This window comes from Gemmatimonadaceae bacterium, from assembly GCA_036496605.1.
Taxonomy (GTDB): Bacteria; Gemmatimonadota; Gemmatimonadetes; order Gemmatimonadales; family Gemmatimonadaceae; genus AG2.
Window position 1 is genome coordinate 43,409 of record DASXKV010000068.1, and the last position, 13,443, is coordinate 56,851.

Genomic DNA, 13,443 nt, shown 5'->3' on the forward strand with positions numbered 1-13,443 from the left:
CCATCGATGAGCGGTGGAGACCGGACCACGCTGTTCGACACAGTACCGGATTCGGACCGAAGGAGGGCTGAATGGCTACTGCATCTTTCTCTCACGTTGGCTCTGGGGATGATTTTTCAAAACCAAACGCACCGAGCGTTGAACAGTTCGAGATCTCTCCGGAGCAGAGAGAATCGATACAGGTTCTAGTCATCGACGATGACCGCACGCTCCGCGAGGGTTGCGCGAGCATGCTGCAGATGAGCCGGTACAACGCGAGCTTTGTCGGGCGCGGCGATGAAGCGCTCGAGCTGCTCAAGCGGCGGCGCTTCGACATCGTGCTGTGCGATCTGTACATGAGCGGCGTCCCTGGCATGACCCTCCTGCGCACGGCGCTGGCGACGGACAAGGATACGCTCGTGATCATGATGACGGGTAATCCGAGCGTGGCTTCGAGCATCGAGGCGCTCCGTGCCGGCGCCTGGGACTACCTGCCGAAGCCATTCTCGGCGACACATCTCGACGTCTTGCTCGGCAGAGCCGCGCACGCGGTCATCGTCGCACGCGAGACGCGCGAAATGCAGCGGTCGATGATCGCAGACGTGAGCAACAGCGAGAAAGTGCTGCTGCTCGGCGCTGCTCCTTCATTCACACGCGCGGTCGAGTTGGCGCGTCGCGTCGCTCAGACCGACGCGTCGGTGATGATCACGGGCGAGAGTGGTACTGGTAAGGAGGTTATCGCTCAGTTCATCCACCGCCACAGTCGTCGCGCCAGTCGCAAGCTCGTTCCGGTGAACTGCGCGGCGTTACCCGAGCCGCTGCTCGAGTCGGAAATGTTCGGCCATCGCAAGGGCGCGTTCACTGGCGCCGATCGCGACAAACCCGGTCTCCTCGAGACGGCAAACGGGGGGACCCTGTTTCTGGATGAGCTGACGGAGATGTCTCACCCGATCCAGGCCAAACTTCTGCGCGTCTTGCAGGACGGTGTTCTTCGCCGTGTCGGTAGCGAACAGCAGGATGCCGTGGTCGACGTGCGCTTCGTCTCCGCGACCAACAAGAATCCCGAGGACGCAGTCCGTAAGGGCATTCTTCGCGAGGATCTGTTCTATCGGCTTCGCGTGGTGCCGATTCGCCTGCCAGCACTCCGCGAGCGAACGGAGGACATCCCGATCCTCGCGAAGCATTTTATGGCGCACTATTGGAGTCGCCACCGCCGCCGCAACGAGGCAATGCCCGTTTTGCGTCCGGAGACGATGGACTTCCTTCGTACGCTGACGTGGCGCGGCAACGTCCGCGAGCTGCAGAATGTCATCGAGCACGTCGCGGTGCTGGCCGAACCGGGCCAACAGCTCACACCTGGCGATATCACGCTATACGACGACGTCTCACCGGCGGCCGCAGAGACTGGCATGCCTTCGGGCATGCTCGAGGGAGCATTTCATTCGGCGAAGGACCGTCTGGTCACCTATTTCGAGAAGGAGTATCTCTCGCGACTCGTTTCGCGAGCGGGTGGGAACATGTCGAAGGCCGCCCGGCTCGCGAGCATCGATCGGACGACGTTGTACCGGCTCATGGAAAAGCACAGTGTCCACCGAGAAGATGCGGGGGACGCCCCCTGCTGAGCAAGCGAAGCGGATAGCTCGACCAGTGCTTCGCGTGCTGGCCGACGGGGCCAGCGATACGTCTGAGTTGCTGCGCTCGGCGGCGGAGCGAGTTGCGAGCGCCATGGCCGATGTCGACGCCGAGGTGAGGCGTCACATCGGGTTACTCTCGAGCGCGGTCACGCAGGCAAGTGCAGGTGAGGTTCCGAATCTTGGAATCCTGCCATCGTACGCGCCTGCGCGGCGACTGCTCGATGCGCTGCGCATCGAATATCTGAGCGCCGCGTCCGAGACCCCGCACCTATCGGCGGCGGCATTGCTGTCCGTGTTGCGCGGCATCGAGACCGTGCGATGCGCTCTCGATGCCGACGCGGCGCAGCGGCTCGCGAGCCGCGTCGTGAGCTCCGACGCGCTCGAGACGATCGTCGCTGTCGCGCACGACATGCGCTCGCCCCTCACGTCGGTCTTGTTTCTCGTCGATGCGCTGCGAAAGGGACACAGCGGGCCGATAACGGCGCACCAGGAGCGGCAGCTGCTGCTCGTCTACGGCGCTGCGTTCGCGCTCAGCTCATGCGCGTCCGATTTATTGGACCTGGCGCGCGGTGGCGATCTCTTGATGGAGAGTGTGCCGGTCCCGTTCTCCATCAGCGAGTGCATTCACGTCGTTCGGGATATCGTCCAGCCGATCGCCGAAGAGAAAAAGCTCGAGGTGCGATTGGTAGCGCCGCAGAAGGGCGATCGTCGGCTGGGGCAGCCGGCGGCCATCACGCGCGTTCTGCTGAACCTAACGACGAACGCCCTCAAGTTCACCCATTACGGTAACGTCACCGTCGCGGTCACCAGCATCTCGAGAACGGGCGTAGAGTTCTCCGTTCGCGACACCGGTTGCGGCATCCCGCGTGAGGTACTCGACACGCTTTTTGACGCATTCCGGCATCAGTCGCAGTACGGCAAGACGGTGTTCTCCAGTGCCGGGCTTGGCCTATCGATCTGCCAGAAGCTCGTCTCGGCGATGGGTGCCACGCTCGGCGTCGAAAGCACCGACGGCGAGGGGACGTGCTTCTCCTTCCGGCTGAACCTTCCCCTCGCGCCCCGCATCTGAGCGCTTCGCGGCACTCTACTTCTTTCGTCCGTCCTTGTTGGTCTTGGGGAATTTCTCCTTCAGCCGCGACTCGAATTCCCGCTCACCGTATCCGATGTAGATCTGCCGCGGCCGCGCGATCTTCTGCTCCTTGTCGTTGAGCAGTTCCTCCCATTGCGCGAGCCATCCGGCCGTGCGCGCTACAGCGAAGAGCACGGTGAAGAAATCGGTGGGGAACGCCATCGACCGGTAAATCAGCCCGGTGTAGAAATCGACGTTGGGGTATAGCTTGCGCGACACGAAATAATCGTCGTGCAGCGCGACCTCCTCGAGCTTGAGTGCGATCTCCAGATCCTTATCCATGCCGATCTGCGCGAAGACCTGATCGGCGAGGCGCTTCACGATCTTGGCGCGCGGATCGTAGCTCTTGTACACGCGGTGGCCGAAGCCCATCAGCCGGCTGCCCTTGCCGCCCTTCACGCTGTCGATGAACGTCGGCACGTTCTTTGGATGGCCGATCTCCTCGATCATACGGAGGACGGCCTCGTTCGCGCCGCCGTGCAGCGGTCCGTAGAGCGCCGCGATGCCCGCAGCGATTGCGGAGAATGGATCGACTTCCGAAGAACCGACCGCACGAACAGCATTGGTCGAACAATTCTGCTCGTGATCGGCATGTAGAATGAAAAGCACCTCGAGCGCCTTTACGAAGATCGGATTCGCCTCGTATTGCGGCTCCGACATCCGCGCGACCATACTGAGGAAGTTCTCAACATAGCCGAGGTCGTTGTCAGGGTAAATGAACGGCAATCCCTTACCATGTCTGTAAATAAAGGCGGCAAGTGTCGGCAGCTTCGCGAGTAGTCTAATGATCGAGATGTACCGCTGATCAGGATCCTTGATGTTCTTCGCTTCGGGGTAGAACGACGATAGCGCAGCGACGCTCGAGCAGAGCATCGACATCGGGTGCGCGTCGTAGCGGAATCCCTCGAGAAAGCGTTTGATGTTCTCGTGCACGTAGGTGTGATACGTGATGTCGTGCACCCATCGGTCGTACTCGTTCTGTGATGGCAGCTCGCCATTGCGCAGCAGCCATGCGACCTCGAGAAACGTTGCGCTCTCCGCCAGCTGCTCGATCGGATAGCCGCGATATCGAAGAATTCCTTTGTCGCCATCGATGAACGTGATCGCGCTCTTGCATGACGCCGTGTTCATGAAGGCAGGATCGTACGTCATCATTCCGAACTCTTCAGGGGCGGTCTTGATCGGTCGCAGGTCCATCGCGCGGATCGCCGTGTCGCCCTCGACGCCACCCTCGAGTATCTGCACCGGATAGCTCTTGCCCGTCCGGGAGTCTTTGATGTCGAGCGAACCCGTTGCGCGCAGCTCCGTACTTGGTGCCGTCGGCGCCGGCGCCGTAATCGTATCGGTCATGCCCAGTCTCTCCGCTGTGTATTCCGGCGGCCGGATGCATCCCGAGCCGCGCACTCGCAATCTATTCGCGCACTGCGGCCAGTGGCATCGGGCGAAAATGTCGCCGCTGACCGGTCACGCAGTGAGCCCTTACCGGACACTCCCCACAACGCGCGACCCGCGCCGTACAGACGAGCGCGCCCAGTTCCATGAGCGCCTGGTTGTGCGTCCAGCAGGCGGGCCCGGTGCGCGGGAGCAGCCTGCCCGCGATCTCCCAGATGACCCGTTTCCCAGCGGCCGTCTTGAAATCCGCTTCTGGCGCGAAAGCGCGACGGATGACGCGCGCGACATTTGTGTCGACGAGCGCGGCGCGGCGCTGGTAGGCAAAGGACGCCACGGCACCGGCGGTGTACTCGCCGATCCCGGGGAACTCGCGCAGCAGCCGGGGGTCGTCAGGCAATGACTCGTTATGCACGCTTCCGGGTCGCGTCACCTCCCGCGCGAGACGGTGGAGATTGCGAGCCCGAGCGTAGTAGCCCAGCCCTTCCCACGCCTCGCGCACTTGGCGCGGCCGCGCCCGCGCGAGGCGGGTGAGCGTCGGAAAGAGCTCGAGAAAACGCGCGTAATATCCAAGGACTCGTGAGACCTGCGTCTGCTGCAGCATCAGCTCCGAGACCAGGACCCGATAGGGATCTCGCGTCCTGCGCCAAGGCAGATCGCGGCCGTTTCGTCGATACCACGCGCGAAGCCGGCGACTGAACTCGCGGTCGCGCCGGCGCTCTTCCGCGCCCGTCATATCGCTGGCTGGTCACCCGCGCGGTACATGATTACGCGCGCGCGCTCCAGCGTGATCAATCCACCGCCGATCATCTGGTCGAGCTCGGGGAGGATCGCCTGAATGCGCTCTTCTGTCTCGATGCATTCGACGACAATGGGGAGATCGAGCGAGAGCTCGAGAAAGCGATCCGTTCGAATGTGGCTGCTCGCCCCGAAACCCATGATGGCGCGATACACCGTAGCACCGGCGTAATGCTTCTTTCGCAACAACTGAACGATCTCGCTGTAGAGCGGATGACCGTTGTATTTGTCACGTTCACCGATATGGATGCGCATCAGGACACGTTCACCGGTAAAACCGTGCATCACGTCACCCGATCAGCCATGAGTTCGCGTGGCGACCAGCGCACGCGCTGTCGTGATCCCCAGCCAGGTCGCCGCGAGGGATAGCACGATGCTGAGCACGACATAGGTCGAGGCGCGCGCCGACTGTCCTTCTTCGAGCAGCATCATCGTGTCGTAGCTGAACGTGGAGAAGGTCGTGTAGCCGCCGCAGAATCCGGTCGTGAGGAGTGCGCGCACCTCAAGCGAGATCGCGTCCGTGCCCAGCGCATAGCGAAAGATCAGACCGAGAAGAAACGATCCGGATACGTTGACGAGGAGCGTTCCCACGGGGAAGTTGGGCCCAACGCGCTGCTGGATGATTGCGGCGAGCGCAAATCGCGCTACGCCGCCAACGGCACTGCCGATCGCCACGTAGCACCAGATCATAGTGCGGCGTTCGGCCGTGAGCGAGCGCGTATCGACGCCGGCGCGGAGCGTCCGTTAGCTTGCTGGCGTTGGTCTCTGAGCACGCTCCGATCACCTGTCATTGCGACGGATGCAAATTAACCGATTTGCTCATTGGAATCGTGTGACAACGCGCAGGCTCTTCCTGCGCGGCGGCTTCATTGCCGCATTAGCGACTCTGGCGCTTCCCGTCGCGCTCCTCGCGCACGCGCATCTGCGTCGCAGCGAGCCGGGGGCGAACGCTCGGCTCGAGTCATCTCCCAGTGCGATCCGATTGTGGTTCACCGAGCGGCCGGAGCTCCCGTTCACACGTATTCAGCTCCGCGCCGCCGACAGCACCGAGATTCCGCTCGGTGCGTTGGCGCGAATGAGCGACGACGCAATGGGCATCTGGACGCCGATTTCGACATCGCTCGCGGCGGGTACGTACACCGTGATCTGGCGAACAGCGGCCGCAGACGGACATGCCACCAATGGGCGTTTCACCTTCATCGTTGCCGCCAGTACCACGCCTGTGCCGGCGACGAGGGACACGACGAATCGCGGTTCAGGCGCAAATCCTCTCGTTCATGTCGACAGCACCGCGGAGGAACGGGCCCCGCTCAACGTCACTGCGGCAACACGTTGGGTGGAGTTCATCGCCATGCTCGCCGTCGTCGGCGCGATCGTCTTCCGGCTTCTCGTGCTGCGACTCGGCGAACGCGCCCTGGCGACCGTGATTTCGCCAGAGACTCGGAACGACATCTCGGACTCGGTGCGCCGGTTGGCTCAGAGTGCGCTCGTGCTCTTGTTGATGGCTTCGCTGTCGCGCCTCTACGAGGAAGGGAGCTCGGTGCTTGGTCCCGATCGCGCGTTCAATCGATCGGCAGTCGAGACGATCGTATTTGGCACGAGCTGGGGTACTGGCTGGTTGCTTGGGTTCGCGGGGATCGTTGTCGCGGGTCTCGGCTTCACCGTCGCGAAGCGTTCGCGGACGAACGCCGGTTGGGTGATTGCCGCGTTAGGCGCTCTCGCCATTGTCACGGCGCCGGCGCTTACCGGCCACGCGAGGGCGACGCAGCCGGTGGGTGTCGCGGTCTTCGCGGACATGCTCCACGTATGCGCCGCGTGCGCGTGGATCGGCGGATTGATGACGCTTCTGTTCGCGGCTGTCCCCATGGTGCGCGGTGCCCGCGCGACAAATGCCATCGGCTCCGGCCCTCTCGTCGCCGGCTTGGTGCGCGCCTTTCACCCCATCGCACTGACTTGCGCAGCGCTCGTCATTCTGAGCGGGTTGTGCGCGGCGTGGTTGCGACTTCCGACGATCGAGGCGCTCTGGTCCTCGACCTACGGTCGCGTGCTGTTGATCAAGCTCGCGTTCGTTGCGATTGTCGTGGTGATGGGCGCCATCAACTGGCGGCGGATGCTTCCGTCGCTTGGCGACGATCAGTCGGCGCGCCGCATAAGGAGAACCGCGGGCACGGAGCTGACTTTCGCCGTACTCGTGCTTGCGGTGACTGCCGTGTTGGTGTCGACGCCGCCCCCGGACAGCGTCGACCACAGTGCAATGCGCGTGACCGTGCGCGCTTCACCCGCCCCGAGCCCCTAGCCTTTAGCCTCTCGTCACATGACCGCAACCGCGCCCGCCACTTGGCCGATTGTCCTGGAGGATGTCGAGCGCGCGCGTGAACGTCTCGCGCCGCATCTGACACCAACGCCGCTGCGACGATATCCACTGCTGGATTCCGCAACGGGCCTGACGCTCTTCGTGAAGCACGAGAATCATCAGCCAACTGGATCGTTCAAGGTGCGCAACGGTGTCTCGTTCATGACGTCGCTGTCTGCGGCAGAGCGGGCACGCGGTGTGGTCGCGGCATCGACAGGAAATCACGGGCAAGGCATCGCCTACGGCGCGCGGTTGGTCGGCACGAGCGCCACGATCTGCGTACCGCGCGGCAACAACCCAGAGAAGAACGCCGCGATGCGAGGCTGGGGCGCGACCGTGGTCGAGGAAGGACGCGACTATGATGAATCGGTGTGCACGATGGAGCGCATCGCGCGCGAAGAGGGACGCGTGATCGCGCATTCCACGAACGACCCGCGGATCATCGCCGGTGCAGGAACAATGACGCTCGAGATCCTCGAGCAAGCTGGCGACGCCGGTATCGATGCGCTCGTGCTCGCGGTGGGCGGGGGGTCTCAGGCAGTTGGAGCGCTGACGGTCGCGAGGCGCCTGGCGCCTACTCTCGAGGTTTACGGAGTGCAAGCTGCGGGAGCCGCCGCACTGCACGACTCGTGGCACGCGCGCGAGCCGCGCACGACGGAGAGTGCCAACACATTCGCCGAGGGAGTCGCGACGAGGAAGACTTATGAGCTCACCTTCCCCGCGCTGCTCGAGGGATTGGCCGGATTCATCACGCTCACGGACGCGGAGATTGCCGAGGGCGTGCGGATGATCCTGTCGACGACGCACAACCTCGTCGAGGGTGCCGGCGCCATGGGCGTCATGGCGGCGATGAAACTGCGCGATCGCCTAACGGGCAAGGGCGTCGCGGTGGCGTTCTGCGGCGGCAATCTCGATTCCGCGGTGCTGAGAAAAATTCTGAATCGAGAGATGTGACCGCATGGAGGGCCGGGGCCGCCGCCCCGACCCGCCTTCGCTGCGCGCGGCGAAGACTCGGGGCACCTCACCGCCGGCGTCGTACGCGACGACGTGGCCCTGCACTAAGGGGAACGCCAAAGGCCGAAAAGTTACTAGTCCGTAAACGAAGTGCGGCCCACGCGCGCGTTTCTGTCGAGCGAAACGGCGTTCGTGTCGTATGAAGCCGCGGTCGTGTCATGTAAAGCGTCGGTCGTGTCGTATGAAGCCACGGTCGTGTCATGCGAAGCGACGGTCGTGTCGTATGAAGCCACGGTCGTGTCATGCGAAGCCGCGGTCGTGTCATGCGAAGCCACGGTCGTGTCGTGAACTGCGGCCGTCGCCTGCAAAAAGAATCAGGGTGACTACCAACATTGTCGCGGTCGCCTCATGCATGGGCGCGGTCGTGTCACACATTGCCGCGGTGCACTCGCTCTGAGCCGACGTCGCCTTCAGTTTTGCGCGCGTCGCCTAACGAAGTGTTCCGGTCGCGCTCTATTTTGTCGCGGGCGCCTCACGATTTGGTAGCGACCGCTACCTATGCGGCACCGGCGCGCGAGTTTTTGCCGCGGTCGCGTTCAGAGTTGGACCGGTCGCCTTTCGATGTGGAACGTTTGCCTTTTTTGGCGGACAGGCGGCGCGGGCTCTTGGCGGAGTAGCGCTCGATCAGCTCCTCGACGAGATCGTAGCAGTACGGACGATCGAGGTCGGTGGAACTGTCGACAAGCGTTTTCATCGAGTCGCGCAGCGAGCGGTATGCGGCCTGGAGATGATTGTCGTAGGTGTGCACGCTGATGCCGTGTCGTGCCGCGACCTCGGCCCGTTTTCGGTGCTCGAAGAAGGTTTCCTCAGTGATCTCACCCTGCGTTTGCGATAGGTCGTCGATATGATAGCGAAGGATCTGATGGAGCTCGTCGACGTCGCATGCCGCCACCATGCGCTTCATCTCTGTTGCCTACTTCCGAACAGGTGATCCACCAGCGCGTGCAGCGCTGCCGCCATCTCGTCTCCGGCCTCGATCGCGACCTCGGGAGAGGGAGCCTGACCCTCTCTCCACCAACGCTTCGGATCTCCCCTCAGAGCCCCGAGCAGTGTCGCCCCGAGCACGCCCCCACGAGGGAGGGGCGGAGGAAGCTCGACGGCATAGCTGTGGGCGCAGCCGATCTCACCATATACAAAGTCGATACAGCTCCCGCCCATCGGGACCTCTGTGAGTGCAGCGGCTTGGGCTCGGTATTCGGAGCGTCCCGCGAGTCGGTTCGCGGCTGCCACGGCGGTCGCGGCGGCTGCCTTGTGCTGGGCATGATGCGGACTCGGCTCCTTCGAGTGACACCAAGGATAAAGCCATAGACGCCCGAAGCCGTGAAAGTCCACGAGGAGCTGAAGGTTCGTTAGGCTCTTCAGTTCGGAAACAAGGCTCTTCACGCAACCGGCGCTCGCGGGGCCCGAACCCATCCACCGCCGTAGCCTTCTGCCCAACAATCGACTCAAGAGAGGCGGCGCCTCGCCCCACCGGTACGGAAAATTGAGATTCGGGTTTTCTCCGTTCTCCGTCGTTTTACGGAAGCGCTCCCCGGCCCAAGTTCGTTGGTACCCGTGGGCATCCACGACGGGCAGCAGATACCAGGTGGCACGACCGCGAAGCTCGCTGCTCCGAATCAGCTCGTCCATCAGCCGAAGGACCACTGCAGGACCAATCCACTCGCACGCGTGGAGCCCTGCCTGCAACCAGATGTCGGGTCGCCCATCGTTGACGTCCGATGCCGACGCTGATCCCATCCTCAGGATTGCCAGTCCTTCGCGATGCAGCACCGACGCCTCGGGAAATTGGTTGGCCGCATCTTCCAACCGATCGACGATGGCTTCGTACGAAAGGAAAACTTCGGCGTCGTGCATTCGGAACGTCATCGCACCGAAGAGAAAGCGAGACGCGAGGGCTAGCTGACTTTCCGCGTCTTTCGCTTCAGGAAATCCATCAGAATGAACTGCCCGAGCGTCATCGTCGTCGTGAAGTACGCCTTGCCACGGCTGATCTCAGAGACGCGCTTCACGAATTCGACGAGAGAACGATCGCGAGCGAGCATGAAGGTGTTGATCATGATCCCGCTACGCCGACAGTTCGCGACCTCCCGCAATGTCTGTGCAATAACAGTCGCGTCGAGTCCAAATGAATTCTTGTAGATCTGGCCGTTCGGCATCGTCAGCGCGCTCGGCTTACCGTCGGTGATCATGATGATTTGACGCATGTCTTTCTTCTGCGCGAGGAGCAATCGTCGCGCGAGCTTCAACCCTTCCGACGTATTCGTGTGGTACGGTCCGACCTGCGCGGTGGCGAGGGCAGCGAGAGGGATTTCCTCCGCTGAGTCGTGAAAGAGAATGACCTTGAGCGAGTCGCCGGGAAACTGCGTGCGGATGAGATGCGTGAGCGCCAGCGCGACCTTCTTTGCCGGCGTGAAGCGGTCCTCGCCGTAGAGAATCATGGAGTGCGAGCAGTCCAGCATAAGGACCGTCGCGCAAGACGAGCGATACTCGGCCTGACGCACCATCAGGTCCTCGTAGTCGAGGTCGATCGGGACTTCGATCTTGCCCGTTCGCGCGAGGGAGTTCTTCAGCGTCTCGTTGACGTCGAGATTGAGGACGTCGCCGAACTCGTACGGCTTGCTGTATCCATCCGCCTCGATGCCGGTGGCGAGATACTGCGTATCGTGGCTACCGAAGCTCGATTTGCCTAACGAGCCGAGGAGTCCCCGGAGTGTCTTGTAGCCGAGGAAGTCGATGCCTTTGTCGGTGAGATTGAACTGAACGTCGCGCGCCGCGGCCTTCGCGATGCTGCCCGGACCCTCCATCGGCTGATGGCCGGCGGGCATCTGCGGTGGCGCGTCCATCGACAGGTAGCCCTCATTGATGAGACGCTGGACTAATTCGTCGAGCAGCTTGGCGAGCTTGGCCTGCCCTTCCTCGTCGCCCTCACCGCGGAGGGCCTCGAGCATTTCAGGACTGAACTGGCCGCTCTCGATGAGGGCATTGAGAATCGCCTGCTTGAGCGCCTCGACTGAGCGATCGCCGTCATCGCCAAAGTCCCACCCATAGTACGGCTGCTGATTCTTGCCGCCCGCGAATCCCGACTGGAGCAGGAAGTCGGCGAGCTTGTCGAGGAGCGACTGGAGATCGACCGCGTCGGCCATCTCCGGACTGAACTTCGTGTAGGTATGAAATCGCATCGCAGCCTCCCTCTTCAAAGCATACGCCGTTGCCGGCAGGAAGTCACGGTGCGACGAGGCAGATAGATTGCCTGTGCCAATGCTTGCCAGCTTCAACCCATTCCGGGCGCTTCGCCACCGCAATTTCCTGCTGTTCTGGTCGGGTCAGACACTCTCGCTCATCGGCACATGGATGCAGTCGATGGCCGAGGGGTGGTTGGCGTTCGAGCTGACGAGGAATGCATTCCTCGTCGGGCTCGTCGCGGCGTCGCAGGCGCTGCCCATTCTGCTGCTCTCGCTCTATGCGGGAGTGCTGGTCGATCGCGCGAACAAGTTGCGTCTCGTCACGATATGTCAGACGCTATTCGCCATCCAATCGACGTCACTCTGGGTGCTCGCCTGGACGCATCACATCACGATTCACTGGCTTGTCGCGATGGCGTCCATCAACGGGATCATCAGCTCCATCGAGATCCCGGCTCGGCAATCGCTGGTGATCGAGCTTGTCGGGCGTGACGAGCTGCCGGGTGCGATCGCGCTGAACTCCAGCGGATTCAACCTGGCGCGCATCGTCGGTCCCGCGGCCGCGGCAATCGTCATCGCCAAACTCGGGATCGCCTGGTGCTTCGGTGTGAACGCGATCAGCTATATCGCGGTATTGATCGGCCTCTTCCTCATTCGCCTTCCCGCCTGGGTTCCAATCCAGCATCGAGCATCGCCGTTCGAGGGAATCATCGAGGGTGTGCGTTTCATGCGTGGAACGCCGTCGGTGGCGGCCGTGATCGGAATCGTGACCGTGTATTCGATCCTCGGCGCGCCTTACTTGACTCTAATGCCCGTTGTCGCGGGCGACCGCCTCGGACTCGGCGCAAGTGGCTATGGCTTGCTACTCGCGTGCGTCGGCATTGGAGGCCTAACGGGCGCGCTTACGCTCGCCGCGATAGGTGATCGCCTGCCTCGGCACGTCGTCCTCAAGCGTGCGTCATACGCATTTGCGAGCTTGCTCATCCTGTTCTCCTTTGTGCGTTCGCCGGGTCTCGCCTATCCGGTCTTGCTGCTGATCGGCTTTGCGATGATTGTGAACAGCGCGCAGGCGAACGCGATTCTCCAGCATCTCGTACCCGATGAGCTGCGCGGGCGGATCATGGCCGCTTACTCGTTCATCGTAGTGGGACTTTCGCAGGTCGCGGGATCGTTTGTGGCCGGAGGAGTTGCGCGGGCGTTCGGTGTCGCTTGGGCGATCGGCAGCGGCGGAGCATTGATGCTCGCCTATGCGCTCTGGGCCTATCGGTCCTACAGCAGCGTCTTCGTCGCGAGCTCGACGACGAGCTCCGCGGCACCGTCGAGTCCAAGCCAGCCGGTGTCGATGCACACATGATAGTTGGTCACGTCGCGCCACTCGCGATTGAAGTGTCGTCGAACGTACTGCTCGCGGTTCCTGTTCATCTCGGCGACGACGCGCTCGGCGTCCTTCGGTGGGACACGGAGCCGCGTGATTGCTCCTTCGATCAGCTTCGGGCGGATGGCGTAGCAGAAGACGTGCAGTGAGTCGCCGCGATTCGCGAGCAGGCACTGCGCGCCGCGACCAACAAACACGGCTGGACCTTGATGCACGGCCTCTTCGATGACGCGACGCGTGATATCGACGACGCGCTCCTCGGTCATCATCACGGGCGCTTCGGGGATCGCCGGCATGGATTCCGGAGTCCCAAGCGACAACGTCGTCGCGAGTCGCTCGACGATCGAAGGAATACGTTCGTCGCGCGCGGTGACTTCCGCTCTCGTTAAGCCCGTTCGCTCGGCGACGGCATCAATGACGGCGTTGTCGAACAGCGCCCAGCCGAGGGTCCGCGCGACGCGCTCGGCGATCTCGGACCCGCCGGCGCCGTACAGGCGCGAAATCGTGATGAAGGGCAAGGGAGGGGTTGGAGGCTAAGGGGCAGGCGCTCGGGGAGTAGGGGCTACGGTAGTAGTCGTGGGGCTGCTGGA

13 protein-coding genes are annotated in these 13,443 nt (G+C 62.7%); 5 read left to right on the forward strand and 8 right to left on the reverse strand.

The window, feature by feature from the left end; genetic code table 11:
• Nucleotides 1–71: 71 nt before the first annotated feature.
• Nucleotides 72–1,601, forward strand: coding sequence for a sigma-54 dependent transcriptional regulator (locus VGH98_25645; GenBank protein ID HEY2379391.1), 1,530 nt, complete (start codon nucleotides 72–74; stop codon nucleotides 1,599–1,601).
• 25 nt (nucleotides 1,602–1,626) lie between these two features.
• Complete coding sequence (locus VGH98_25650) at nucleotides 1,627–2,682, forward strand: HAMP domain-containing sensor histidine kinase (protein ID HEY2379392.1); 1,056 nt, start codon at nucleotides 1,627–1,629, stop codon at nucleotides 2,680–2,682.
• Between the two features lie 15 nt (nucleotides 2,683–2,697).
• On the opposite strand, the gene VGH98_25655 is transcribed toward VGH98_25650, so the two are convergent.
• The 4 genes from VGH98_25655 to crcB all read right to left on the reverse strand — a co-directional run bounded on the left by VGH98_25655 (nucleotide 2,698) and on the right by crcB (nucleotide 5,619).
• Nucleotides 2,698–4,092, reverse strand: a complete 1,395-nt coding sequence (locus tag VGH98_25655) for a citrate synthase (protein HEY2379393.1) — start codon at nucleotides 4,090–4,092, stop codon at nucleotides 2,698–2,700.
• A 61-nt stretch (nucleotides 4,093–4,153) separates the two neighbouring features.
• On the reverse strand, nucleotides 4,154–4,867 hold the full coding sequence (locus VGH98_25660) for a hypothetical protein (protein ID HEY2379394.1): 714 nt from the start codon (nucleotides 4,865–4,867) through the stop codon (nucleotides 4,154–4,156).
• Nucleotides 4,864–5,184, reverse strand: coding sequence for a DUF190 domain-containing protein (locus VGH98_25665; GenBank protein ID HEY2379395.1), 321 nt, complete (start codon nucleotides 5,182–5,184; stop codon nucleotides 4,864–4,866). The genes VGH98_25660 and VGH98_25665 overlap by 4 nt, the downstream gene beginning before the upstream one ends.
• A 42-nt stretch (nucleotides 5,185–5,226) precedes the next feature.
• Nucleotides 5,227–5,619, reverse strand: coding sequence for a fluoride efflux transporter CrcB (gene crcB / locus VGH98_25670; GenBank protein ID HEY2379396.1), 393 nt, complete (start codon nucleotides 5,617–5,619; stop codon nucleotides 5,227–5,229).
• 142 nt (nucleotides 5,620–5,761) lie between these two features.
• Between crcB and VGH98_25675 the strand changes: the two genes are divergently transcribed.
• Nucleotides 5,762–7,225 (forward strand): CopD family protein, encoded by a 1,464-nt coding sequence (locus tag VGH98_25675; GenBank protein ID HEY2379397.1) that lies wholly within the window; start codon nucleotides 5,762–5,764, stop codon nucleotides 7,223–7,225.
• An 18-nt stretch (nucleotides 7,226–7,243) separates the two neighbouring features.
• On the forward strand, nucleotides 7,244–8,236 hold the full coding sequence (locus VGH98_25680; GenBank protein ID HEY2379398.1) for a threonine/serine dehydratase: 993 nt from the start codon (nucleotides 7,244–7,246) through the stop codon (nucleotides 8,234–8,236).
• 556 nt (nucleotides 8,237–8,792) lie between these two features.
• Here VGH98_25680 and VGH98_25685 read toward each other — a convergent pair.
• The 3 genes from VGH98_25685 to VGH98_25695 are packed head-to-tail and all read right to left on the reverse strand — an operon-like array spanning nucleotide 8,793 to nucleotide 11,475.
• Nucleotides 8,793–9,200, reverse strand: a complete 408-nt coding sequence (locus VGH98_25685) for a hypothetical protein (GenBank protein ID HEY2379399.1) — start codon at nucleotides 9,198–9,200, stop codon at nucleotides 8,793–8,795.
• Complete coding sequence (locus VGH98_25690) at nucleotides 9,197–10,162, reverse strand: M14 family metallopeptidase (GenBank protein ID HEY2379400.1); 966 nt, start codon at nucleotides 10,160–10,162, stop codon at nucleotides 9,197–9,199. Before VGH98_25690 ends, VGH98_25685 begins: the two co-directional genes overlap by 4 nt.
• Before the next feature lie 29 nt (nucleotides 10,163–10,191).
• Nucleotides 10,192–11,475 carry a VWA domain-containing protein gene (locus tag VGH98_25695; protein ID HEY2379401.1) on the reverse strand — a complete coding sequence of 428 codons (1,284 nt, stop codon included), beginning with the start codon at nucleotides 11,473–11,475 and terminating at the stop codon, nucleotides 10,192–10,194.
• Nucleotides 11,476–11,548: 73 nt separating this feature from the next.
• Between VGH98_25695 and VGH98_25700 the strand changes: the two genes are divergently transcribed.
• Nucleotides 11,549–12,832, forward strand: a complete 1,284-nt coding sequence (locus tag VGH98_25700; protein HEY2379402.1) for an MFS transporter — start codon at nucleotides 11,549–11,551, stop codon at nucleotides 12,830–12,832.
• On the opposite strand, the gene VGH98_25705 is transcribed toward VGH98_25700, so the two are convergent.
• A complete protein-coding gene (locus tag VGH98_25705; protein ID HEY2379403.1) occupies nucleotides 12,748–13,371 on the reverse strand; it encodes a cytidylate kinase-like family protein in 624 nt (207 codons plus the stop codon). The two genes, VGH98_25700 and VGH98_25705, sit on opposite strands and share 85 nt — an antisense overlap.
• Between the last annotated feature and the right edge of the window lie 72 nt (nucleotides 13,372–13,443).

Bases quoted from the DNA above. Each gene is read 5' to 3' on its own strand.
- VGH98_25695 (HEY2379401.1), bottom strand. From the start codon at position 11,475: ATGCGATTTCATACCTACACGAAGTTCAGTCCGGAGATGGCCGACGCG.
- VGH98_25680 (HEY2379398.1), top strand. From the start codon at position 7,244: ATGACCGCAACCGCGCCCGCCACTTGGCCGATTGTCCTGGAGGATGTC.
- VGH98_25660 (HEY2379394.1), bottom strand. From the start codon at position 4,867: ATGACGGGCGCGGAAGAGCGCCGGCGCGACCGCGAGTTCAGTCGCCGG.
- VGH98_25655 (HEY2379393.1), bottom strand. From the start codon at position 4,092: ATGACCGATACGATTACGGCGCCGGCGCCGACGGCACCAAGTACGGAG.
- VGH98_25685 (HEY2379399.1), bottom strand. From the start codon at position 9,200: ATGAAGCGCATGGTGGCGGCATGCGACGTCGACGAGCTCCATCAGATC.
- VGH98_25690 (HEY2379400.1), bottom strand. From the start codon at position 10,162: ATGACGTTCCGAATGCACGACGCCGAAGTTTTCCTTTCGTACGAAGCC.
- crcB (HEY2379396.1), bottom strand. From the start codon at position 5,619: ATGATCTGGTGCTACGTGGCGATCGGCAGTGCCGTTGGCGGCGTAGCG.
- VGH98_25645 (HEY2379391.1), top strand. From the start codon at position 72: ATGGCTACTGCATCTTTCTCTCACGTTGGCTCTGGGGATGATTTTTCA.
- VGH98_25665 (HEY2379395.1), bottom strand. From the start codon at position 5,184: ATGCGCATCCATATCGGTGAACGTGACAAATACAACGGTCATCCGCTC.